Annotated in this window: 28 protein-coding genes; 1 reads left to right on the top strand and 27 read right to left on the bottom strand. The window is 62.2% G+C overall.

Going from position 1 to position 20,178, the window contains the following annotated elements:
* Positions 1–207 precede the first annotated feature (207 nt).
* The 14 genes from map to ATC04_RS06170 form a co-directional block, all read right to left on the bottom strand.
* Positions 208–1,041 (bottom strand): type I methionyl aminopeptidase, encoded by an 834-nt coding sequence (gene map, locus ATC04_RS06235; RefSeq protein WP_047119659.1) that lies wholly within the window; start codon positions 1,039–1,041, stop codon positions 208–210.
* A 147-nt stretch (positions 1,042–1,188) separates the two neighbouring features.
* The gene (locus tag ATC04_RS06230) at positions 1,189–1,761 is read right to left on the bottom strand and encodes an adenylate kinase (RefSeq protein ID WP_047119660.1); all 573 of its coding nucleotides are present in this window, start codon (positions 1,759–1,761) and stop codon (positions 1,189–1,191) included.
* Complete coding sequence (secY, locus tag ATC04_RS06225; RefSeq protein WP_047119661.1) at positions 1,758–3,062, bottom strand: preprotein translocase subunit SecY; 1,305 nt, start codon at positions 3,060–3,062, stop codon at positions 1,758–1,760. Before secY ends, ATC04_RS06230 begins: the two co-directional genes overlap by 4 nt.
* A gap of 253 nt (positions 3,063–3,315) precedes the next feature.
* Positions 3,316–3,771, bottom strand: a complete 456-nt coding sequence (gene rplO / locus ATC04_RS06220; protein WP_047119662.1) for a 50S ribosomal protein L15 — start codon at positions 3,769–3,771, stop codon at positions 3,316–3,318.
* Positions 3,772–3,773: 2 nt separating this feature from the next.
* The gene (gene rpmD, locus ATC04_RS06215; protein ID WP_047119663.1) at positions 3,774–3,980 is read right to left on the bottom strand and encodes a 50S ribosomal protein L30; all 207 of its coding nucleotides are present in this window, start codon (positions 3,978–3,980) and stop codon (positions 3,774–3,776) included.
* Between the two features lie 5 nt (positions 3,981–3,985).
* Positions 3,986–4,663, bottom strand: a complete 678-nt coding sequence (rpsE, locus tag ATC04_RS06210) for a 30S ribosomal protein S5 (protein ID WP_181728114.1) — start codon at positions 4,661–4,663, stop codon at positions 3,986–3,988.
* Positions 4,664–4,692: 29 nt separating this feature from the next.
* Positions 4,693–5,064, bottom strand: coding sequence for a 50S ribosomal protein L18 (gene rplR / locus ATC04_RS06205; RefSeq protein WP_047119665.1), 372 nt, complete (start codon positions 5,062–5,064; stop codon positions 4,693–4,695).
* 2 nt (positions 5,065–5,066) lie between these two features.
* The gene (rplF, locus tag ATC04_RS06200; RefSeq protein ID WP_047119666.1) at positions 5,067–5,603 is read right to left on the bottom strand and encodes a 50S ribosomal protein L6; all 537 of its coding nucleotides are present in this window, start codon (positions 5,601–5,603) and stop codon (positions 5,067–5,069) included.
* A gap of 21 nt (positions 5,604–5,624) precedes the next feature.
* The gene (gene rpsH / locus ATC04_RS06195) at positions 5,625–6,023 is read right to left on the bottom strand and encodes a 30S ribosomal protein S8 (protein ID WP_047119667.1); all 399 of its coding nucleotides are present in this window, start codon (positions 6,021–6,023) and stop codon (positions 5,625–5,627) included.
* Between the two features lie 57 nt (positions 6,024–6,080).
* On the bottom strand, positions 6,081–6,650 hold the full coding sequence (gene rplE, locus ATC04_RS06190; protein WP_047119668.1) for a 50S ribosomal protein L5: 570 nt from the start codon (positions 6,648–6,650) through the stop codon (positions 6,081–6,083).
* Positions 6,650–6,994: a 50S ribosomal protein L24 gene (rplX, locus tag ATC04_RS06185; protein ID WP_047119669.1), complete on the bottom strand. Its 345-nt coding sequence runs from the start codon at positions 6,992–6,994 to the stop codon at positions 6,650–6,652. The genes rplE and rplX overlap by 1 nt, the downstream gene beginning before the upstream one ends.
* Before the next feature lie 2 nt (positions 6,995–6,996).
* Positions 6,997–7,368, bottom strand: a complete 372-nt coding sequence (gene rplN / locus ATC04_RS06180) for a 50S ribosomal protein L14 (RefSeq protein ID WP_013349674.1) — start codon at positions 7,366–7,368, stop codon at positions 6,997–6,999.
* A gap of 328 nt (positions 7,369–7,696) precedes the next feature.
* Entirely contained in the window at positions 7,697–8,653 is a 957-nt protein-coding gene (locus tag ATC04_RS06175; RefSeq protein ID WP_082123943.1) for an endonuclease/exonuclease/phosphatase family protein, read from the bottom strand.
* A 52-nt stretch (positions 8,654–8,705) separates the two neighbouring features.
* Complete coding sequence (locus tag ATC04_RS06170) at positions 8,706–9,209, bottom strand: VOC family protein (RefSeq protein ID WP_047119671.1); 504 nt, start codon at positions 9,207–9,209, stop codon at positions 8,706–8,708.
* Positions 9,210–9,277: 68 nt separating this feature from the next.
* Between ATC04_RS06170 and ATC04_RS06165 the strand changes: the two genes are divergently transcribed.
* Positions 9,278–10,075 carry a helix-turn-helix domain-containing protein gene (locus tag ATC04_RS06165; protein ID WP_047119672.1) on the top strand — a complete coding sequence of 266 codons (798 nt, stop codon included), beginning with the start codon at positions 9,278–9,280 and terminating at the stop codon, positions 10,073–10,075.
* A gap of 14 nt (positions 10,076–10,089) precedes the next feature.
* Here ATC04_RS06165 and ATC04_RS06160 read toward each other — a convergent pair whose 3' ends face one another.
* The 13 genes from ATC04_RS06160 to ATC04_RS06100 form a co-directional block, all read right to left on the bottom strand.
* On the bottom strand, positions 10,090–10,491 hold the full coding sequence (locus ATC04_RS06160; RefSeq protein WP_047120838.1) for a Rid family hydrolase: 402 nt from the start codon (positions 10,489–10,491) through the stop codon (positions 10,090–10,092).
* A gap of 140 nt (positions 10,492–10,631) precedes the next feature.
* Positions 10,632–10,919, bottom strand: coding sequence for a 30S ribosomal protein S17 (gene rpsQ / locus ATC04_RS06155; RefSeq protein ID WP_047119673.1), 288 nt, complete (start codon positions 10,917–10,919; stop codon positions 10,632–10,634).
* The gene (gene rpmC, locus ATC04_RS06150) at positions 10,919–11,182 is read right to left on the bottom strand and encodes a 50S ribosomal protein L29 (protein WP_047119674.1); all 264 of its coding nucleotides are present in this window, start codon (positions 11,180–11,182) and stop codon (positions 10,919–10,921) included. The genes rpsQ and rpmC overlap by 1 nt, the downstream gene beginning before the upstream one ends.
* Before the next feature lie 2 nt (positions 11,183–11,184).
* Positions 11,185–11,601, bottom strand: a complete 417-nt coding sequence (gene rplP, locus ATC04_RS06145; RefSeq protein WP_047119675.1) for a 50S ribosomal protein L16 — start codon at positions 11,599–11,601, stop codon at positions 11,185–11,187.
* Positions 11,602–12,387: a 30S ribosomal protein S3 gene (gene rpsC, locus ATC04_RS06140; protein ID WP_047119676.1), complete on the bottom strand. Its 786-nt coding sequence runs from the start codon at positions 12,385–12,387 to the stop codon at positions 11,602–11,604. It lies immediately after the preceding gene.
* A complete protein-coding gene (rplV, locus tag ATC04_RS06135) occupies positions 12,388–12,753 on the bottom strand; it encodes a 50S ribosomal protein L22 (protein WP_047119677.1) in 366 nt (121 codons plus the stop codon).
* A gap of 60 nt (positions 12,754–12,813) precedes the next feature.
* Entirely contained in the window at positions 12,814–13,095 is a 282-nt protein-coding gene (gene rpsS / locus ATC04_RS06130) for a 30S ribosomal protein S19 (protein WP_022874134.1), read from the bottom strand.
* A 12-nt stretch (positions 13,096–13,107) separates the two neighbouring features.
* A complete protein-coding gene (gene rplB / locus ATC04_RS06125) occupies positions 13,108–13,947 on the bottom strand; it encodes a 50S ribosomal protein L2 (RefSeq protein ID WP_047119678.1) in 840 nt (279 codons plus the stop codon).
* A 31-nt stretch (positions 13,948–13,978) separates the two neighbouring features.
* Positions 13,979–14,281 (bottom strand): 50S ribosomal protein L23, encoded by a 303-nt coding sequence (rplW, locus tag ATC04_RS06120; protein WP_047119679.1) that lies wholly within the window; start codon positions 14,279–14,281, stop codon positions 13,979–13,981.
* Positions 14,278–14,880 (bottom strand): 50S ribosomal protein L4, encoded by a 603-nt coding sequence (gene rplD / locus ATC04_RS06115; protein WP_047119680.1) that lies wholly within the window; start codon positions 14,878–14,880, stop codon positions 14,278–14,280. The genes rplW and rplD overlap by 4 nt, the downstream gene beginning before the upstream one ends.
* Before the next feature lie 4 nt (positions 14,881–14,884).
* Positions 14,885–15,535, bottom strand: a complete 651-nt coding sequence (gene rplC, locus ATC04_RS06110; RefSeq protein WP_047119681.1) for a 50S ribosomal protein L3 — start codon at positions 15,533–15,535, stop codon at positions 14,885–14,887.
* Positions 15,536–15,555: 20 nt separating this feature from the next.
* On the bottom strand, positions 15,556–15,864 hold the full coding sequence (rpsJ, locus tag ATC04_RS06105; RefSeq protein ID WP_013349689.1) for a 30S ribosomal protein S10: 309 nt from the start codon (positions 15,862–15,864) through the stop codon (positions 15,556–15,558).
* 413 nt (positions 15,865–16,277) lie between these two features.
* Positions 16,278–20,108: a hypothetical protein gene (locus tag ATC04_RS06100; protein ID WP_047119682.1), complete on the bottom strand. Its 3,831-nt coding sequence runs from the start codon at positions 20,106–20,108 to the stop codon at positions 16,278–16,280.
* Positions 20,109–20,178 lie beyond the last annotated feature (70 nt).

Genomic DNA, 20,178 nt, shown 5'->3' with positions numbered 1-20,178 from the left:
GTTGCCTTGGTTTCCCTCGGCAAGTAATTGGTTCTGGTTCGCGACCGGTGCAACCCCAACCTAAGGTTTTGGGCGCACTTAAATAACGAACCAACAGACAACACTACGCCATCACCACGGCCTTCGCCAATTCGGACCGTGTTTTAAACTGTTAGATCCAGCACTCCGCGTGGATGCGGAGTGCTGGATCTTCAGTGGACAGGTACCCTATGGGCGGATTGGCGACGGGGTCACGCCGAACGGCGCCAGGCCGGCCTCTCCCCCGTCATGGGCCGAGAGTACCCAGACGCCGCCCATGGTGAAGGCGACGGTGTGCTCCCACTGCGAGGCGTTGGACTTGTCGTTGGTGACCACCGTCCAGTCGTCCTCAAGCACCGAGGTCTCGATGCCGCCGCGCACCAGCATCGGCTCGATGGCTAGGGCCATGCCCGGCTTGATGCGCGGACCACGGTGGCCGGAGTTGTAGTTCAGCACGTCCGGAGCCATGTGCATCTCGGAGCCGATGCCGTGGCCGCAGTAGTCTTCCAAGATGCCCAGCTCGTCGCCCGGCTGGCTGGTCACGAAGTCGTCGATGGCGGTGCCGATCTGGCCGATGAAGCGGGCCTTGGCCGCGGCGGCGATGCCTGCCCACATGGCCTGCTCGGTGATGTCGCTCAGGCGCTGGTCTGCCGGGTCGATGTTCTTGCCCACCAGCACGGTGCGCGCCGAGTCCGAGTGCCAGCCGTCCACAATGGCGCCGCCGTCGATCTTCAGCACGTCACCGTCCTTCAGCTCGTAGTCCGACGGGAAGCCGTGCACGACCTCGTGGTTGACCGAGGCGCAGATATTGGCCGGGAACCCGTGGTAGCCGAGGAAGTTGCTGGTGGCTCCGTGGCGCTCCAGCACCTTGGCGAAGACCTTGTCAACGGCGGCGGTGGTGATGCCCGGGCGTGCCATGGCGACGGCCTCATCCAGCGCCTCGGCCAGCACCAGGCCGGCTTCACGCATCTTCAGGATTTCCGAGTTGGATTTGTACTCAATTCGCGGCTGTCCAAGTGCCAAGGTAACTCCCCTAGGTGTTCACGGGTTGCTCGCCGCCGGCGGTTGCCGGCGTTGGTGCGAGCCTTCAGTCTGTAAAATCACGCAGGGACCGTGCCGCTCGCCCGTAGGCTTGCCGTGCACGGTCCCTGCGCGTGAGAACGCTTGCGCTTAGGCGTTGACGTTCAATGCGGCCATGACGCGGTCGGTGACCTCGTCGATGGCGCCGATGCCGTCGACCTTGCGCACGATGCCACGTTCTTCGTAGCGGTCGACCACGATCTTGGTCTCTGCGTTGTACAGGCCCAGGCGGTGGCGGATGACCTCTTCGGTGTCGTCCGCGCGGCCTTCGATCTCTGCACGCTTCAGGAGCCGGGCAACCAGCTCGTCGTCGTCGGCGGTCAGCTGCAGCACTGCGTCCAGGGCGATGCCCTTGGCTTCCAGCATTGCATCCAGCGCGTCGACCTGTGCGCTGGTGCGCGGGTAGCCGTCCAGCAGGAAGCCGGTGGCCACATCGTCCTGGTTCAGGCGGTCTTCGACCATGTTGTTGGTGACCGAATCAGGTACAAAGTCGCCATTGTCGATGTACTTGCTGGCTTCGATACCCAGCGGGGTGCCGCCCTTGACGTTCGCGCGGAAGATGTCGCCGGTGGAGATCGCGGGGATCTCCAGGCGCTCGGAGATCTTCACGGCCTGGGTTCCTTTACCGGCGCCCGGCGGTCCAATGATAAGCAGTCGACTCATCGCAGTAGCCCTTCGTAGTTTCGTTGCTGCATTTGAGCATTGATTTGTTTGACGGTCTCAAGACCAACACCAACCATGATGATGATCGAGGTGCCGCCGAATGGGAAACTCTGATCTGCGTTGATCAACACGAAGGCAATCAATGGAATCAACGCGACGAATGCCAAGTACAGCGAACCCGGGAACGTGATCCGCGAGATCACGTACTGCAGGTACTCGGCGGTCGGACGGCCGGCCCGGATGCCCGGGATGAAGCCGCCGTACTTCTTCATGTTGTCCGCCACCTCAACCGGGTTGAAGGTGATGGCTACGTAGAAGTAGGTGAAGCCGATGGTCAGCAAGGTGTACACCAGCATGTACCACGGCGAGGAGGTCGAGGAGTGCGTCTGCAGCCACAGCGCCCAGTCCGGCAGCGTGCCGTCCGGGTTCTGGTTGAACTGCACGATCATCTGCGGCAGGGCCAGGATCGAGCTGGCGAAGATCACCGGGATCACGTTAGCCATGTTCAGCTTAAGCGGGATGTAAGTGGAGGTCCCGCCCACGGTGCGCCGACCGATGGTCCGCTTGGCGTACTGCACCGGCACGCGGCGCTGGGACTGTTCCACGAACACAACCAGGCCGATGATGACCAGGCCGATGGCGATGACGCCGACGAAGGTCAGCCAGCCCTGGGTCTGCAGGATCGCGCCCATGGAGGCTGGGAAGCCCGAAGCGATCGAGGTGAAGATCAGGATCGACATGCCGTTGCCGATGCCGCGTTCGGTGATCAGCTCGCCCATCCACATGATCAGGCCGGTGCCTGCCGTGAGTGTGATGATCATCAGCAAGATGACGATCAGGCTGTCGTCCGGCACCAGCGGGAGGCTGCAGCTCGGGAACAGGTTGCCTGTGCGGGCCAAGGTCACCAAGGTGGTGCCCTGCAGCAGCGCCAAGGCGATGGTGAGGTAACGCGTGTACTGGGTCAGCTTGCCCTGGCCGGCCTGGCCTTCCTTGTGCAGGGTCTCGAAGTGCGGGATGACCACACGCAGCAGCTGCACGATGATGGCCGCCGTAATGTACGGCATGATGCCCATCGCGAAGATCGAAACCTGCAACAGGGCGCCGCCACTGAACAGATTCACAAATGAATAAAGTCCACCGGTGGTTTCACCCATTGCCAGACACTGCTGAACGTTGCTGTAATCAATACCCGGGGTCGGGATGAATACGCCGACACGGTAGATCGCGAGGATCCCCAGCGTGAACAGCAACTTGTTGCGCAGATCAGGCGTCCGAAAAACTCGGGCTATGGCGCTGAACAAGCGTCCTCCTGAAGTATGTTCCTGAGTCGTTGAGCCAGATACGACTACGACCTAATGATTCTAGCTGTCCTAGGTAGCTCCGCGCCAAATACGAGACACGGAAAATGCCCGGAATTTTCTCATTTGTAATAAGAACAGCCAGATCACCGAAGCTATTTCCGGCGATCAGCCGAAAATCTTTGAGAAATGGAAAGCCCCCGTTCACCTTGAAAACTCAACGTGAACGGGGGCTTGGCCTTGGCTTGACCCTAGCTTAGAGGGTGTTTGCCGAGCCGCCGGCAGCAGCGATCTTCTCAGCAGCGGAAGTCGAGAAGGCATCAACCTTCACGTCGACCTTGACCGAGATCTCGCCGGTGCCCAGCACCTTGACGGGCTGGTTCTTGCGAACGGCGCCCTTGGCAACGAGTGCCTCGACGGTGACTTCGCCACCCTCTGGGAACAGCTCCGAGATCTTGTCCAGGTTTACAACCTGGAACTCGACGCGGAACGGGTTCTTGAAGCCGCGCAGCTTCGGCAGACGCATGTGCAGCGGAAGCTGTCCGCCTGCGAAGCCTGCCTTCACCTGATAACGAGCCTTGGTACCCTTGGTACCGCGACCGGCGGTCTTACCCTTCGATGCCTCACCACGACCAACACGGGTCTTGGCGGTCTTGGCACCTTCAGCTGGACGCAGGTGGTGTACCTTAAGTGCGTTTTCCTTCTGAGCCATCTTTACTTCGCCTCCTCAACCTTCAGCAGGTGTGGGACCTTGTTGACCATGCCGACAGTCACAGGGTCAGCGGAGCGGACAACGGTGTGTCCGATGCGCTTCAGGCCCAGCGAGCGAACAACGTCGCGCTGTACCTGGTTACCACCGATGATGGACTTGATCTGGGTGATTTCCAGCTGGGCGTCGCTTGGAACAATGTTCTTAGCCATTGAAATTAAGCACCTGCCTTCTGGGACTGGATGTGACGCAGCATTGCTGCCGGTGCAACCTCGTCCAGCGGAAGACCGCGGCGAGCTGCAACAGCCTGAGGCTCTTCCAGAGCCTTCAGTGCGGCAATGGTGCCCTGAACGATGTTGATCTGGTTCTGCGAACCCATCGACTTCGACAGGATGTCGTGGATGCCTGCGCACTCCAGCACGGCGCGCACCGGACCGCCGGCGATAACGCCGGTACCCGGAGCGGCTGGGCGGAGCAAGACAACGCCAGCGGCGGCCTCGCCCTTGACCAGGTGCGGGATGGTGGTGCCAACGCGTGGAACGCGGAAGAAGGACTTCTTGGCCTCTTCAACGCCCTTGGCGATAGCGGCAGGAACTTCCTTAGCCTTGCCGTAGCCAACGCCGACCATGCCGTTGCCGTCACCGACGACTACCAGAGCGGTGAAGCTGAAGCGACGACCACCCTTGACGACCTTGGAGACGCGGTTGATAGCTACAACGCGCTCAAGGAACTTGTCCTTGTCTTCGTTGCGGTTATCCTTCTGATCGCGACCGCGGCCACGACCTTCACCACGACCGCGGCCTTCGCCACGACCGCGACCCTCGCCACGGCGGGATCCGGTGTTCTCGGTAGCGGGAGCAGCTGCAGTCTCGACTGCCTCAGTAGCTTCAGACACCTGAGTTTCCTTCTTGTTGGTTGCTTCGCTCACAGTGCCAGCCCACCTTCACGTGCGCCGTCAGCAACAGCAGCCACGCGACCGTGGTACTTGTTGCCGCCGCGGTCGAATACAACAGCCTCAATGCCGGCAGCCTTGGCACGCTCTGCAACGAGCTCGCCAACGCGCTTGGACTTTGCGGTCTTGTCTGCATCGCTTGCGCGAAGATCTGCTTCCATGGTCGAAGCGCTGGCCAGGGTCAGACCCTTCGAGTCGTCCACGATCTGAACGAACATGTGACGAGCCGAGCGGTTGATGACCAGGCGTGGACGAGCCTCGGTACCGACGATGCGCTTGCGCACACGCAGGTGACGGCGACCGCGCTGAGCGGACTTGCTCTTGCCCTTGATTCCGATAGCCATGATTACTTACCAGCCTTTCCAGCCTTGCGCAGGATACGCTCGCCGGCGTAGCGGATGCCCTTGCCCTTGTAAGGCTCGGTCTTGCGCAGCTTGCGGATGTTAGCGGCAACCTCACCGACGTGCTGCTTGTCGATGCCAGCAACGGTGATCTTGTTGTTGCCCTCCACGGACAGGGTGATGCCCTCAGGGGCTTCAACGCTGATCGGGTGGGAGTAACCCAGAGCAAGCTCAAGGGTGTTGCCCTTGGCCTGAACGCGGTAGCCGGTACCGTGGATTTCGAGCTTCTTCTCGTAACCCTCGGTGACACCAATGATCAGGTTGTTGATCAGGGTACGGGTCAGACCGTGCAGCGAACGGGCCTCGCGGCCGTCGTTCGGACGGGAGACGGTAACGGTGTTCTCGTCCTTGGCAACGGTGATCGGAGCCGAAACGGTCAGCGAAAGCTCACCCTTCGGGCCCTTGACGGTGACCAGCTGGCCATCGATGTTCAGTTCAACGTTGGCAGGAACGGTGATCGGAAGACGTCCAATACGTGACATAGTGTTTTCCTTCCCTTCCCGTTACCAGACGTAGGCGAGGACTTCCCCACCCACGCCCTTCTTTGCAGCCTGACGGTCGGTAAGCAGACCGGAGGAGGTGGACAGGATCGCGATACCAAGACCACCGAGCACGTGAGGCAGGTTGGTGGACTTTGCGTAAACGCGCAGGCCTGGCTTGGAGATACGACGTACGCCGGCGATCGAACGCTCGCGCGATGGGCCGTACTTCAAAGTGATGGTCAGCTTCTTGCCGACTTCGGCAGCCTCTTCCTCGAAGGAGGCAATGTAGCCCTGTTCCTTCAGGATGTTGGCAATGCGCAGCTTGAGCTTGCTCGACGGCATCGACACAGTGTCGTGGTAAGCCGAGTTGGCGTTGCGCAGACGAGTCAGCATATCTGCGACTGGATCTGTCATAGACATGTGGGCTTCAGCCCTTCCTCGTTACGGTTTCCTTTGCGGACCTGTAACGTAGTGAGATTAGTTGTTGGTCTTGAACGGGAAGCCCAGAGCCTTGAGCAAGGCGCGGCCTTCGTCGTCAGTCTTGGCGGTGGTCACCACAGTGATGTCCATACCGCGCACGCGATCGATCTTGTCCTGATCGATTTCATGGAACATCGACTGTTCGGTCAGACCGAAAGTGTAGTTGCCATTGCCATCGAACTGGCGGTCGCTCAGGCCGCGGAAGTCGCGGATACGAGGCAGTGCCAGGGTGATCAGGCGATCAACGAATTCCCACATGCGATCGTTACGCAGGGTGGTGTGGGTACCGATCGGCATGCCTTCGCGCAGCTTGAACTGTGCGATCGACTTGCGGGCACGGGTAACCACTGGCTTCTGACCGGTAATTGCGGTCAGATCGCGCACGGCGCCTTCAATGAGCTTGGAATCCTTGGCTGCTTCGCCAACACCCATGTTCACTACAACCTTGGTCAGGTTAGGAACCTGCATCGGGTTGGCGTAGTTGAACTGCTCCTGCAGGGCAGGGCGGATGTCAGCTGCGTACTTAGCGCGCAGACGTGGCTGGATCTTGTTGGCTGCTTCAGTCATTACAGATCCTTTCCGGAAGCCTTGGCGTAACGAACGCGTACAGTCTTGGACACGCCGTTCTTTTCTACGGTTTCCTCGCGGAAACCAACGCGGGTTGGCTTCTTGGTTTCTGGATCAACAACAGCAACGTTCGAAACGTGTACTGGAGCTTCAACAACCTCGATGCCGCCAGTCTGGGTGCCGCGCTCGGTCTGGCCAGCCTTGGTGTGCTTGGTGACGCGGTTAACGCCCTCAACCAGCACGCGGTTGGTCTCGGTGATGACCTTCAGGACCTTGCCCTGCTTGCCACGTTCCTTACCGGCGATGACCTGAACCAGGTCACCCTTCTTGATCTTTGCGCCCATGCTTACAGCACCTCCGGAGCCAGGGAAACGATCTTCATGAACTTCTTGTCGCGAAGTTCACGACCCACTGGGCCGAAGATACGAGTTCCACGAGGATCGGCAGCGTCACCCTTGAGGATCACTGCAGCGTTCTCGTCGAACTTGATGTAGGAACCGTCGGCGCGACGGATTTCCTTCTTGGTGCGAACGACGACAGCCTTGACGACGTCGCCCTTCTTTACGTTGCCGCCAGGGATTGCATCCTTGACGGTTGCGACAATGGTGTCGCCGATGCTTGCGTAGCGACGCTTCGAGCCACCCAGAACACGAATGGTAAGGATTTCCTTAGCACCGGTGTTATCGGCAACCTTGAGTCGCGACTCCTGCTGAATCACTTCTTACTCCTGTCGTCTCGCTGGTTCTCATAAATGAGCCTTGCGGAACGGATATGGTCTCCACGATACGATCGCTTACCCCCACCGACGCGGGCGCACCGAATGCTGATCCCAATTGGCGGCAGGGCCGAGGCGTAAAATATCGAGGCTGTGTGTGCAGCGAATATGATTTCCGACCGCACTGCATCAGGCCGAAGGTGGATAGTCCCCGAACAAGATGCGCACAGATTCTTAAGTTTAGCCTAGAGTGGCGCGAAACCGAAATGGTGTGGTAGGGCGAAAAGACGCGTTGTTGGTCACATCGGCAACGGAAAAGAACCGCGGAAATTCAAGGATCCACCATCAGCTCGGCCACCACACCCAGATGGTCCGAACCGCCAATGCTCTGCGTTTGGAAGTCCGCCACGTGTGCCTGGCTGGCCAGAATATGGTCGATTTCGACCAGCGGAGGGAATCTCCTGCCCGCCGGCCACGAGACGTCGGGCCACCGACCGGAGGATTCAAGGAAACCGACCGTCGCACTTCGGTACTGCGGGTGGGCGCGTACCGAGTTGAAGTCCCCTGCCAAGATCACCGGGCCCCCGCGGTGGCTTTGCGCCCAGTCTTCCAGCGCGGCCAGTCCCTGGGCCCACCGCGCGGCGTTGTTCAGCGGCGGGTAGATGTGGATGCCGGCGACTGTGACGGGCCCCTGCGGCGTCTGCACTTCGGCGACCGGCAGCGAATACCATCCGGTGTCCTTCGCGCTCAGCTCCTCGGTCCGCTCCGTGAGCCGGTAGCGCGAGAAGATCACGGTATCACGCTCTCCCCCGGCCGGGGCCTGCGCGGTCCGGTATCCCAGGTCATTCATGGCGCCGCGCTGGGTCAGGGCCGCATGCAGCGGTTCGCTAGTTTCCACCAGCACCAGAATATCGGGGTCGCGCTGCCGGATCGCCTCGGCCAGTTCGTCGGGTTCCGCGCCCGCCTTGAGCGTATTGAAGGACATCATCGTCAACGATTCGCCACTTGCCCCGGCGGTCGAGCACGGCATCGCGGGGTTGAAGCTGGCAGCTACTCCTGACAGCAGGCAGCCGAGCAGTAACGCTGCGAGAACCCATCGGCGCCTCAGCAGCGCGACCAGGCATGCTGCGGCCGGCAGTACGAGCATCCACAGCGCAAAGGCCTGCAGCTTCGGAACCCAGCCGGCGCCGAGCCATGGGAGCCATCCCAGCAATCCGATGAGAATGCCGGCCAACAGCACGAGCGGCCACGCCCACGGAAGTGTCGTCGTCGCCCGTGTGCTCATCATGTCTTGAGCCTACGCGGTGAGGTCCATGCGGAAGCCGATTGACGGCGTGTTCCTACTGTTCAGATGCCCATTGGGCCACCCGTTGCGCGCTTTCTTCCTCGGACAGGTCTTCCACCCGGCTCAAGATGGACCAGCGGATGCCGAAGGGGTCGATGATGGATGCGAATCGGTCACCGGAGACGAAGTTCGTGGCCGGTTCGCGAATCGTCGCGCCGGCTTCGACGGCCTTGGCAAGCACCGCATCGACGTCCTGGCAGTACAGCCCCATGGAATAGCAGGCGTTCGGGGCGGCGGGCGGCGGAACGAGCCCGTAGTCCGGGCTTGGTTCACCGATCTGCAGGTGCCCCTGGCCGAAGTCGATCTCTGCATGCGCAATAACCCCGCCCATCACGGTGGTGTCGATGATGCGCGCGCCGAACACGTCGCGGTAGAATTCCAGCGCGCCGGCGGCATTGGCGATCGACAGGAACGGGGTCAGGCTGCTCACGCCATGCGGTACGCCGTCGGTGGTGTATTTGCCGGAGACGCCGCGGGTTGATTCATTCTCTGTTTTCATGCCACAACGGTATTCCCCTGTGGCACCCTTGGACTTGTAGAAACACGACAACTTCAAGGCGGTGGCCGGTGGCAGATGAACGCGATCGCCGAGGTGTCCTGTATCCCGCGCGGCTCCCGCAGTTCGAGCGTATTCTCCCGCCACCCGAGCTGAAGGCCCTGGTCGGCTGGTTCTGGCTCGTGCACTGGGATATCGATGCCGGCAGGACCTCGCGGCAACAGCTGCTTCCGTTCCCGTTGATGAACCTCGTGGTGCAGGAAGAAGGCGTGACGGTGTCCGGCCCGGCCTCCGCGGCATCCCACCGGGATCTATCCGGCAACGGGTGGGCTGTGGCCGCCTTGCTCCGGCCCGCTGCGGCGGACGTCCTGGAGCTGTCCCCCGCCGAGCTGGTTGACCGCGAAGTCGAATTCAACGCCCCGGATCTGCTGGAGGCGGTCACCTGCATCCTGGGCAAGGGCGCGGGCCCTTCGGGCAATCATGAAAGCGCCGCTGCGCTGGGAGCGTGGTTTACGCGTACGTGTCCTGTCCCTGAGTCGCAGGGGCTTGTGGCCAACGAATTCATCGACTACGTCGCCGCGACCCGCAGCGCAGTCAGTGTCGAGCAGGCGGCCGCAACACTGGGATTGGGCGTCAGGAGCCTTCAGCGGCTTTCGCTGCGGTATCTCGGGTTGCCGCCCTTGGCGGTCATCCGCCGCTACCGGCTGCAGGAAGCAGCCGCACGGGTACGGGAGAACCCGTCAACCTCCATCGCCCAGATCGCCGCCGAACTCAGGTACGCGGACCAGGCGCACCTGGCTTCGGACTTCCGGAGAATTCTCGGATTCAGTCCCAGCTCGTACCGCGAACAGAATGTTCCTGAACGCTAGCCACCCCGAGGACTTCAGGGCACGATGGCGGCGATCGCGCTGATCTCGATCAACGCGCCGGGCAATCCCAGGGCGGCGACCATGCTGGCCACGACCAAGGGCGGTTCGTCCCTGGCGAGCCGTGGAGCGATCGCCCCGTAGGCGGCATTGACATCGCTGCCCTGGACCATGACGACGGTCCATTGCACCACGTCGTCGAGGCTCGCTCCGGCGGCTGCCAGTGCCGCCACCGCGTTGTCCAAGGCCTTGGACGCCTGCGCGGCGATGTCCCCCGCGCCTTCCAGCCGGCCTTGCGTGTCGACCGCGTCCTGCCCTCCAAGATAGACCGTGGCCATGCCCGGCGGGACCACCGCCGCGTGGCTGAAGGCCGGTGAGTGGACGAGCCCCTCGGGGCGGAAAAACTGAATCTGTGCCATGAAGCATGGTTGCACAGAATTCTCGGCCAGGCCACGGCAGCCACGTTGTTCCGTATGCGCAAAAACGCCCCGAACTCTTCTTTCGAAGTGTTCGGGGCGTTTTGTGCAATTCACGTAATCCGTGAAATCACCAAGAAAGCTTACTTAGCCTTCTCGACGATCTCGACCAGACGCCAGTGCTTGTCAGCAGACAGCGGGCGGGTCTCAGCGATTACAACCAAGTCACCGATGCCGGCCTCGTTGTTCTCGTCGTGAGCCTTCACGTTCTTGTTACGACGCATGACCTTGCCGTAGAGAGCGTGCTTCACACGGTCCTCAACGTCAACGACGATGGTCTTCTGCATCTTGTCGGAAACCACGTAACCACGGAGGGTCTTGCGGTCGTTGCGCTCGGTTGCGTCAGCCACACCGTTCTCCTTCTCGCTCATTACTTGGAGTCCTTCTTGGTCTCTTCAACCGGAACAACGACATCCTGACGAATACCCAGCTCGCGTTCGCGCAGCACCGTGTAGATGCGGGCGATGTCGCGCTTGATGGCCTTCAGGTTACCGTGGGTCTCCAGCTGGCCGGTGGCCGACTGGAAACGCAGGTTGAACAGTTCTGCCTTGGCCTTCTTCAATTCCTCGTTCAAACGAGCAGTATCGAAGCCGTCCAGGGACTCAATGCTAAGGTCCTTAGAACCGATAGACATCCCTATTCACCACCTTCACGACGCACGATGCGTGCCTTCATCGGCAGCTTGTGAATCGCGAGACGCAGGGCCTCGCGAGCTACCTCTTCACTGACGCCACCGAGTTCAAACATGACTCGTCCTGGCTTGACGTTGGCGACCCACCACTCCGGCGAACCCTTACCGGAACCCATGCGGGTTTCGGCTGGCTTCTTGGTCAGCGGACGGTCTGGGTAGATGTTGATCCACACCTTACCGCCACGCTTGATGTAACGGGTCATGGCGATACGAGCGGCCTCGATCTGACGGTTGGTCACGTAGGCCGGGGTCAGCGCCTGAATACCGAAATCACCGAATGCTACGGTGGTGCCGCCCTTGGCAGCACCCGAACGCTTCGGGTGGTGCTGCTTGCGGAACTTTACTCGACGTGGGATAAGCATTTAAGCCTCTCCTCCTTCCGCAGCCGGAGCTGCAGCGCCCTTGTTGCGGTCGTTACGACGACGACGCTCTCCACCACGTGGACGATCGTTGCCGCCGCGGCCGCCGCGAGCTGGAGCAGCAGCAGCCTGCTGTGCAGCCAGTTCCTTGGCGGTGACGTCACCCTTGTAGATCCAGACCTTCACGCCGATGCGGCCGAAGGTGGTCTTGGCTTCGAACTTGCCGAAGTCGATGTTCGCGCGCAGGGTGTGCAGCGGCACACGGCCTTCGCGGTAGAACTCCTTGCGGGACATTTCTGCACCGCCCAGGCGACCGGAGCACTGAACGCGGATGCCCTTGGCACCAGCGCGCATTGCCGACTGCATTGCCTTCTTCATCGCACGGCGGAAAGCCACGCGGGAAGCAAGCTGCTCGGCGATGCCCTGGGCGACCAGCTGGGCCTCCATGTCAGGGTTCTTGACCTCGAGGATGTTCAGCTGAACCTGCTTCTTGGTGAGCTTTTCCAGCTCGCCGCGAATGCGGTCGGCTTCGGCGCCGCGGCGACCGATCACGATGCCCGGACGAGCGGTGTGGATGTCCACACGCACACGGTCACGGGTACGCTCGATCTCAACGCGGGCGATGCCGGCGCGGTCCATGCCGTCGGACAGGAGCGCACGGATCTGTACGTCTTCCTTCACGTAATCCTTGTAGCGCTGACCTGGCTTGCTGGAATCAGCGAACCAGTGCGACACGTGGTCAGTGGTGATGCCGAGACGGAAACCGTTCGGGTTTACCTTCTGTCCCATTTAGTTCTCCCCACCCTTCTTAGGGGTTGAAACAACCACAGTCACGTGGCTGGTGCGCTTCTTGATCTGGAATGCGCGACCCTGAGCTCGCGGCTGGAACCGCTTCATGGTCGGACCCTCGTCAACAAACGCCTCGCTGATAATCAGCTCGTCCTCATTGAATGCTTCACCTGCGCGGTCCGCGGCGGCACGGGCGTTAGCCACTGCCGATGCGACAACCTTGTATACCGGCTCCGAAGCTGCCTGTGGGGCGAACTTCAGAATGGCCAGTGCCTCGTTGGTCTGCAGACCACGAACAAGGTTGACGACGCGCCGGGCCTTCATAGGCGTTACGCGGATATGGCGCGCAATTGCCTTGGCTTCCATTGCTATCCTTCTCTCGTCTATCGAAGAAGTGCTAAGCGATCACTAGTTCCCTTGCGGGGCCTAGCGGCGCTTGCCCTTCTTGTCGTCCTTTACGTGGCCACGGAACGTGCGCGTTGGGGCAAACTCTCCGAGCTTGTGACCAACCATGGATTCGGTAACGAACACAGGAATGTGCTTGCGACCGTCGTGCACGGCGATGGTGTGTCCCAGCATGTCCGGGATGATCATCGAACGGCGGGACCACGTCTTGATGACGTTCTTGGTGCCCTTTTCGTTTTCAGCAACGACCTTCAGGAACAGGTGCTGATCGACGAAGGGGCCTTTCTTCAGGCTGCGTGGCATGTTTCCAGGCTCCTATCGCTTGTTCTTGCCGGTCTTGCGACGACGCACAATGAGCTTGTCGCTTTCCTTGTTCGGACGACGGGTGCGTCCTTCACGCTTACCGTTGGGGTTGACCGGGTGGCGACCACCCGAGGTCTTGCCCTCACCGCCACCGTGTGGGTGGTCGACTGGGTTCATGACAACACCACGCACGGTTGGGCGAACGCCCTTCCAGCGCATGCGGCCGGCCTTGCCCCAGTTGATGTTAATCTGCTCGGCGTTGCCAACTTCGCCGATGGTTGCGCGGCAGCGCACATCGACGTTGCGGATTTCGCCGGAAGGCAGACGCAGCTGAGCGAAGCGACCCTCACGGGCTACCAGCTGGATCGAAGCGCCAGCGGAACGAGCCATCTTGGCGCCGCCGCCTGGGCGGAGCTCCACAGCGTGAATCACGGAACCAACCGGGATGTTACGCAGCGGCAGGTTGTTGCCTGGCTTGATGTCAGCGTTCGGACCGGCCTCAACGGTGTCACCCTGGTTGAGGTTGTTCGGTGCGATGATGTAGCGCTTGGTGCCGTCCACGTAGTGGAGCAGTGCGATACGAGCGGTGCGGTTCGGGTCGTACTCGATGTGAGCAACCTTTGCCGGAACGCCGTCCTTGTCGTGACGACGGAAGTCGATCACGCGGTATGCGCGCTTGTGTCCGCCACCCTTGTGTCGGGTGGTGATCTTACCGGAGTTGTTACGGCCGCCGCTCTTGGTGAGTGGGCGAACCAGCGACTTTTCCGGAGTCGATCGGGTGATTTCTGCGAAGTCGGCTACCGACGAGCCGCGCAGGCCCGGGGTAGTCGGCTTGAACTTACGAATTCCCATTTATTCTATTCCTCGTTAAAGTGGTCTCCGCTTAGGAAAGCGGACCGCCGAAGATGTCAATCGAACCATCCTTGAGGGTGATGATTGCACGCTTGGTAGCCTTGCGTGCGCCCCACCCGAACTTGGTACGCTTGCGCTTACCTGGACGGTTGATGGTGTTCACGGAATCAACCTTGACGTTGAAGATAGCTTCAACGGCATTCTTGATTTCCGACTTGTTCGAACGTGGGTCGACCAGGAAGGTGTACTTACCTTCGTCGATCAGACCGTAGCTCTTTTCCGATACGACTGGTGCGATGACCACGTCGTGTGGAGCCTTGGAGAAGGTGCTCACTTGGCTTCCTCCTTCTGGACCAGGGCATCGAATGCAGCCTTGGTGAAGACTACGTCATCCGAAACCAGAACATCGTAGGTGTTCAGCTGGTCGACGTACAGAACGTGCACAGCGGCGAGGTTGCGCACGGACAGTGCAGCAACATCGTTGGCGCGATCGATGACGACAAGCAGGTTCTTGCGCTCGGTCAGCGAACGCAGGGTTGCCAGTGCTTCCTTGGTCGACGGGGTCTCACCGGCGACCAGGTTCTCAATGACGTGGACGCGATCGAAGCGTGCGCGATCAGACAGGGCGCCGCGCAGTGCAGCAGCCTTCATCTTCTTCGGGGTACGCTGCGAGTAGTCGCGCGGGGTTGGGCCGTGGACAATGCCGCCGCCGGTCATGTGAGGAGCGCGGATCGAACCCTGACGGGCGCGGCCGGTACCCTTCTGCTTGAACGGCTTGCGACCTGCACCCGAAACCTCGGAGCGGTCCTTGACCTTGTGGGTACCCTGGCGGGCAGCAGCCAGCTGTGCAACGACAACCTGGTGCAGCAGCGGGACGTTGGTCTGTACGTCGAAGATCTCTGCAGGCAGTTCGACGTTAAGTGCCTTAGTCATTTACTTATGCTCCCTTCACGGCGGTGCGTACGAGGACGACGCGGCCGCGGGCGCCTGGAACGGCACCCTTGATCAGCAGGAGGTTCTTCTCAGCGTCGATGGCGTGGATGGTCAGGTTCTGAGTGGTAACACGCTCAGCGCCCATGCGACCGGCCATCTTCTGTCCACGGAAAACGCGACCTGGGGTCGATGCGCCGCCGATGGAACCTGGCTTACGGTGGTTCTTGTGAGCACCGTGCGAAGCGCCAACACCGGAGAAGTTGTGACGCTTCATGGTACCGGCGAAGCCCTTGCCCTTGGAGGTGCCAACGACGTCGACCTTCTGGCCGGCTTCGAAGAGTTCCACGGACAGTTCCTGGCCAGCTGCGTACTCGGCAGCGTCTGCGGTGCGCAGTTCTACCAGGTGACGACGTGGGGTCACGCCTGCAGCTTCGAAGTGACCTGCCAGTGGCTTGGTCACCTTGCGCGGATCGATCTGGCCGTAGCCGATCTGAACTGCGGTGTAGCCATCGCGGTCAGCGTTGCGAAGCTGGGTGACAACGTTGCTATCAGCCTGCACGACGGTGACAGGGATCAGGTTGTTGTTCTCGTCCCAAACCTGGGTCATGCCGAGCTTCGTGCCCAACAGGCCCTTAACATTGCGGGTTGCGGTCATAGTTTTCTCGCCACCTCCCCTTAAAGCTTGATTTCGATGTTGACGTCCGCCGGCAGGTCGAGACGCATCAGCGAATCAACAGCCTTCGGGGTCGGATCGACGATGTCGATCAGACGCTTGTGCGTGCGCATTTCGAAGTGCTCACGGCTGTCCTTGTACTTGTGTGGCGAACGGATAACGCAGTACACGTTCTTTTCCGTTGGCAGCGGCACTGGGCCGACTACGGTTGCGCCTGCGCGCGTGACCGTCTCAACGATCTTCCGGGCTGAAACGTCAATGACCTCGTGGTCATACGACTTCAGCCGGATGCGGATTTTCTGTCCCGCCATGGCGTCATGCCTCTTTCTGATAGCACTATTTACAAGTTCTGTGCCTAATACGGGCTCTTGCGAGCCGGCACGCCTTACGCTGCGGCTGAATCCGGATGAATCCGGGTTCCTCAACCCCAGGAGGCTCCGACCCCCGAACTCGGGCGTGTCGCGTAAATTTCAGTCACGACAGTCCGCAAAAGTTTTCACTTTCATCGGAGGCCTTATAGTTTGAAGCAGTTGTATCGATCCCGAACCCCAGGCATTATCCTGCGTGAGAGTCGATCCCGGTCGTTCAAACCAGCCGAATACCCCGGCAAACGGGGATCGGGTTGCACCGAAGCAACTTATCTAGTCTGACAGGTCGGCGGGAATCGCGCAAATCTTATGGGCGCATCCGGGCGCGTGATCTTGACCTCACGCGCCGCCAAGGGCTACCTGGGCTGCCCGGAATCCGGCTGGTCCTCGCCGGCATCGGGGCGATTGGACAGCGGCCACGGCGCTCCGGGCACCGGGTGCTGGCCCGGCTGGGGGCTCCCGGACGGAATGGACCCGGCAGGTCCCCCGCCCTGCTTCAAGCTGTCCACCCGGGAAAGCTTGATCACCGCCGCGGCAATCAGGCCCACGCCGAGGATTACCAGCCAGAGGAAGGCCAGCGACCTCAAGGACCAGAGCACCGCCAGGGTAATGGTTGCGGCGCCCCACCAGATGTAGAGGCGGCGGCCCTGCTTCAGTCCGTAGGCGATCAACGCCGCGAAGAAAATGAGCGCGTAGATCCTGGTCGCCGGTTTGGCATCGACAAGGTTCGCCAGCATCGCCAGGTTCGCCATCACGCCGGCGACAACCAGGTACCGGTTGGCCAGCACCGGCGTTTTTTGCAGGTTGCGCCAGACGACGAGCAGCACGAAGACCAAGCTGGAGTAACAGGCGAGGATGCTTGCTTCCGGCAGGTGCTCCAGGATCGTGTAGCTGCTGATACCCAGGTAGGCGGCCAATGGCAGCAGCAGATCCAGGGTGTACGGCTTGAGCTGTTGAGGGCATTCGAAGATGCGCACGGCCACTGCCACCGCGAAGACCAGCGCCGCGCCGCCCAGTACCGGGCCGGGTTCCCGGTTGCCCAGATGGGCCAACGCGCCGGCTCCGAAGGCGCAGGCAAGGCCCATCAGCAGGTACAACCGCGAGGCGGATCCCCTGGCGTCCGCTGCCCGGTAGGCCTCGGCGGGATAGCTGGGGCGCGCCTCGGCGAAACGTCCATGGGTCGCGGCCATGACGTAGAAGACGAAGGTGGCGGCCAGCAGGGCCCAGACCACGTCCAGGGTCTGCAACCGGCTGAGAACCTGCACATTTCGCCACAGCTGTACCGAGTAGAGCAGCGCGGCGCAGGCGGCGAGGCCGGAGCCCAGGGCGAACCAGGCGACAGACCGGGTGTGCACCATCAAGGCGAAGTACACCGCGGTCAGGGCGGCGCTGGCAAGCACCCATCCATCACCGGGGTTCCAGGCATTGAGCACCAGCAGCGGCAGGAACATTCCCGCACCGACGGCCACGCCCACATCCGGCCGGCGTCGGAAGATCCACTCCGCGGCCGCGGCCGCGCCGGAAAGAACCAGCAGCAGCCCGAAGGCCACCGGGGTGTCCCACCACGAGTTCCTGACCCATCCGCTCTGCGTGGACAGGTCCAACGCGGGGATCTGGATGAGGGCGAGCACGGACAGCAGCGGGGCGAAGAGATAAGCCTGGCGCCACCGGCCGGCTGAGTGCTCTGCCATGAACAACGCCGTGCCGTAAAGTCCAAACAACAGGCTTTGCAGCAGCAGCACTCCCCTGTCGGCATCGAGGTCCACGCTGGAATAGCCCAGCGTGGACACCGGGATGAACACCAGCATGCCCCAGGCGATGATACGCAGCTCAAGGCGCAGTTCACGGCGCTGGCGCCAGGCGGAACCGAGCCGGACTAGCTGCGGCAGCACCACCGAGACGCTGAACAGGGCGAACTGTCCGTGGCCGTCGAAGTTCATGTGCCCCGTGAACCACCAGACGGCGCTGGAGAAAGTAAGCTGGGCGGCGCCTGCGTAGATCATCTTCCAGCCGGCAATCCGGACCCGGCGGGCCTCAGCCAGGAAATAGGCCAGCAGCACCAGGGCGATGGCCAACCCCGGCTGCCACAGGCTCGCGCCCAGGCTCAGCAGGTAGACCAGGGCCAGCACAGCGGCGGCGGTTCCGCGTACTGCGTGCTCTTTCGTCAGGCTTCGAGGTGCGGCGCGCAGCGCGGCCAGTATCGTCAGCGCGAGGGTGGGCACTGCGCCGGCATTGAACCACCCCACAGGCTCCAACCCGTAGTAGGCCTCGGCATCCGCAAAGTCCAGACTGGCGAGCAGTGCGAGGCTCGCCAACGCCAAGGCGGCGCTGCAGGCCAAGCGCAGCTGGCGCAGGTCGATGCCCCGATAGATCAGGGTTTTGCTCCCGCTGGCAACAGCGTCCATGGCCCACCAGGCGAAAAGCGGCACCCACAGGCCCAGGACGCTGGCCATGCTGAGCGCGGCGGGCTGCGCAGGGTATCCCAGATCGCCTGCCGCGGCGCCGGCGGTCACGCCGAGGGCAAGGCAGAGCGCCCAGCCGATCACCCGGTAGGCTACGGACCACGGAGCTGGCATCTTCGTGCGCAGTGCCAGAACCACGAGCAGCGCCAAGCCCAGCGCGGGTAGCAGGCGCCAGGGTTCAGCAGCGTTGTCCATGCCGGGAAGAACGGCGAACGCCAGCAAGGCTGCGAGCTCGATCTTTGCCTGTCGCCACAGCCCGGGAACTGCGGCGAGCACGAGCACAGGCACCGCCACGAAGCTGATCAGCCCGGTATCGGCGCCGAACGCCGAAGCCTGATAGGCGGTGACCACAGACAGCAGCGCCAGCATCCACAAGGTGGCGCGCTCGATGCGCCACAGCCTGGCGTCGACCGCGAAGATGGCGCGGTAGCTGTCGCCGGCCAGCACCACGGCCAGGGCCTGCGCGGCAAGCAGCACCGCGAAGACCAGCGCGATGGATCGCACCGGCAGCTCCAGCAGCGCGCAGCCTGCAATAACCGTGAGCATGGCGGTGGCGCGCGCGGAGAGGAAACGCAGGTGGCGAGCCCGCTCGAACAGCCTGACCGAGAGCAGCAGCTGGGCTGTCAGCAGGAAGAAGACCCAGAGGTAGTTCCGCGCGGTCAGCGCCGGGGACAGGATTACCGCGAGGGCCAGCACCAGCGCGGGGATCATCTGGGCGGTGGCCTTCAGCGCCTGGAAGAAGATCGAGTCGCGAACGGCCCGGCTGCGAGTGGCCGCCAGCAGCAGGATGATCGAGAGGACCAGCAGGACGAGCAGGTAATAGAATACTCCGCGCTGCATGGTCGCGGCCGAGGCCATGGCGGTGCTCACCAGAATGAGCACCGCCAGCCAGGCGAGCACCCGTGAACGGAAGCGCACCGTGGCGTAGCCGACAGCCACCGTGGCGATCGCCGAGAAAACCAGCCAGACGGTCGGTCCGCTCAGGTCCACGGTGTTGTAGGTGGCGATGGCGCACAACGGCAGCAGGGCCAGCCCGGTGCCGGCGAATGCGGCCGCCGCAGGCCTCAGGGATTCACGCGTGGCATGGACTGCCAGTCCCCCGCCGTAGAAGGCGGCGGCCAGTGCGAAGAGCGCCACCAGCTTGGCCAGCGGCAACAGCGCGAAGCTGAGGAACAGCGCCCCGGCGGCCACGATCATCAAGGCCGCGACGTACAGGGTGACGTTGATATTGCGCAGTTCGCGTTCGCGCTTGCTCAGGACCTTGACCGGGGCTGCGGGCGCCGGAGGCTGCGCAGCCGTGCGGTTGCCTCCCGTCTGCAGGATGCGCGGACGGTCCTGCCAGGCGCCGGACGCGCCTGGGACGGCCGGGATGTCCGCGGCTGCACCCGCGAGATACGGCTGCCCCGCCGGCGGCGGTACGGCGTCCGGCTGCGGGGCGGCCTGCGGCTCCGCCGTCTGGAATGCGGCGGGCCTGGGGATGCCGGCAGCCGGCAGGTGCTTGTCCTGTTCCGGCCCTGACTCGACTTCATCGGGGAGCTCGGGGCTGGGGCCGGGTTCCCTTCGCCGCTCGCCGAGGAACCGGACCGCGGCCTCGTAGCCTTCCTGCCACGCGGTTTCCCGGGCTTGGCGCAGGGCCTGCGCGTCACTGGAGGGCGCCTTGCGGCCCGCGTTGCGGCCGACAATAAATGCCGCCGCGATGAATACCAGTGCTACGAGTACTTCCATTGCCCCGGCACTCCCCTCGCTAATGATTCGTCAATCCGACGGGAATATCCCGCCCCTCTAATTAGACCAC

The organism is Arthrobacter sp. YC-RL1 (genome assembly GCF_001454985.1).
Classification (GTDB): Bacteria; Actinomycetota; Actinomycetes; order Actinomycetales; family Micrococcaceae; genus Glutamicibacter; species Glutamicibacter soli.
This window is presented reverse-complemented; position numbering and strand designations above follow the sequence as displayed.

Bases quoted from the DNA above. Each gene is read 5' to 3' on its own strand.
- rpsJ (WP_013349689.1), bottom strand. From the start codon at position 15,864: ATGGCGGGACAGAAAATCCGCATCCGGCTGAAGTCGTATGACCACGAG.
- rpsH (WP_047119667.1), bottom strand. From the start codon at position 6,023: ATGTCTATGACAGATCCAGTCGCAGATATGCTGACTCGTCTGCGCAAC.
- rpsS (WP_022874134.1), bottom strand. From the start codon at position 13,095: ATGCCACGCAGCCTGAAGAAAGGCCCCTTCGTCGATCAGCACCTGTTC.
- rplD (WP_047119680.1), bottom strand. From the start codon at position 14,880: ATGACTAAGGCACTTAACGTCGAACTGCCTGCAGAGATCTTCGACGTA.
- rplO (WP_047119662.1), bottom strand. From the start codon at position 3,771: ATGGCTCAGAAGGAAAACGCACTTAAGGTACACCACCTGCGTCCAGCT.
- rpsC (WP_047119676.1), bottom strand. From the start codon at position 12,387: ATGGGACAGAAGGTAAACCCGAACGGTTTCCGTCTCGGCATCACCACT.
- rplR (WP_047119665.1), bottom strand. From the start codon at position 5,064: ATGGCTATCGGAATCAAGGGCAAGAGCAAGTCCGCTCAGCGCGGTCGC.
- rplC (WP_047119681.1), bottom strand. From the start codon at position 15,535: ATGACCGCAACCCGCAATGTTAAGGGCCTGTTGGGCACGAAGCTCGGC.
- rplB (WP_047119678.1), bottom strand. From the start codon at position 13,947: ATGGGAATTCGTAAGTTCAAGCCGACTACCCCGGGCCTGCGCGGCTCG.
- rpsQ (WP_047119673.1), bottom strand. From the start codon at position 10,919: ATGAGCGAGAAGGAGAACGGTGTGGCTGACGCAACCGAGCGCAACGAC.
- rpmD (WP_047119663.1), bottom strand. From the start codon at position 3,980: ATGGCTAAGAACATTGTTCCAAGCGACGCCCAGCTGGAAATCACCCAG.
- ATC04_RS06100 (WP_047119682.1), bottom strand. From the start codon at position 20,108: ATGGAAGTACTCGTAGCACTGGTATTCATCGCGGCGGCATTTATTGTC.
- rplE (WP_047119668.1), bottom strand. From the start codon at position 6,650: ATGACTGAAGCAGCCAACAAGATCCAGCCACGTCTGCGCGCTAAGTAC.
- rplP (WP_047119675.1), bottom strand. From the start codon at position 11,601: ATGCTTATCCCACGTCGAGTAAAGTTCCGCAAGCAGCACCACCCGAAG.
- ATC04_RS06160 (WP_047120838.1), bottom strand. From the start codon at position 10,491: ATGGCACAGATTCAGTTTTTCCGCCCCGAGGGGCTCGTCCACTCACCG.
- ATC04_RS06175 (WP_082123943.1), bottom strand. From the start codon at position 8,653: ATGATGAGCACACGGGCGACGACGACACTTCCGTGGGCGTGGCCGCTC.
- ATC04_RS06170 (WP_047119671.1), bottom strand. From the start codon at position 9,209: ATGAAAACAGAGAATGAATCAACCCGCGGCGTCTCCGGCAAATACACC.
- ATC04_RS06230 (WP_047119660.1), bottom strand. From the start codon at position 1,761: ATGAGTCGACTGCTTATCATTGGACCGCCGGGCGCCGGTAAAGGAACC.
- rplF (WP_047119666.1), bottom strand. From the start codon at position 5,603: ATGTCACGTATTGGACGTCTTCCGATCACCGTTCCTGCCAACGTTGAA.
- rpmC (WP_047119674.1), bottom strand. From the start codon at position 11,182: ATGTCTATCGGTTCTAAGGACCTTAGCATTGAGTCCCTGGACGGCTTC.
- rplV (WP_047119677.1), bottom strand. From the start codon at position 12,753: ATGGAAGCCAAGGCAATTGCGCGCCATATCCGCGTAACGCCTATGAAG.
- rplX (WP_047119669.1), bottom strand. From the start codon at position 6,994: ATGGGCGCAAAGATCAAGAAGGGTGACCTGGTTCAGGTCATCGCCGGT.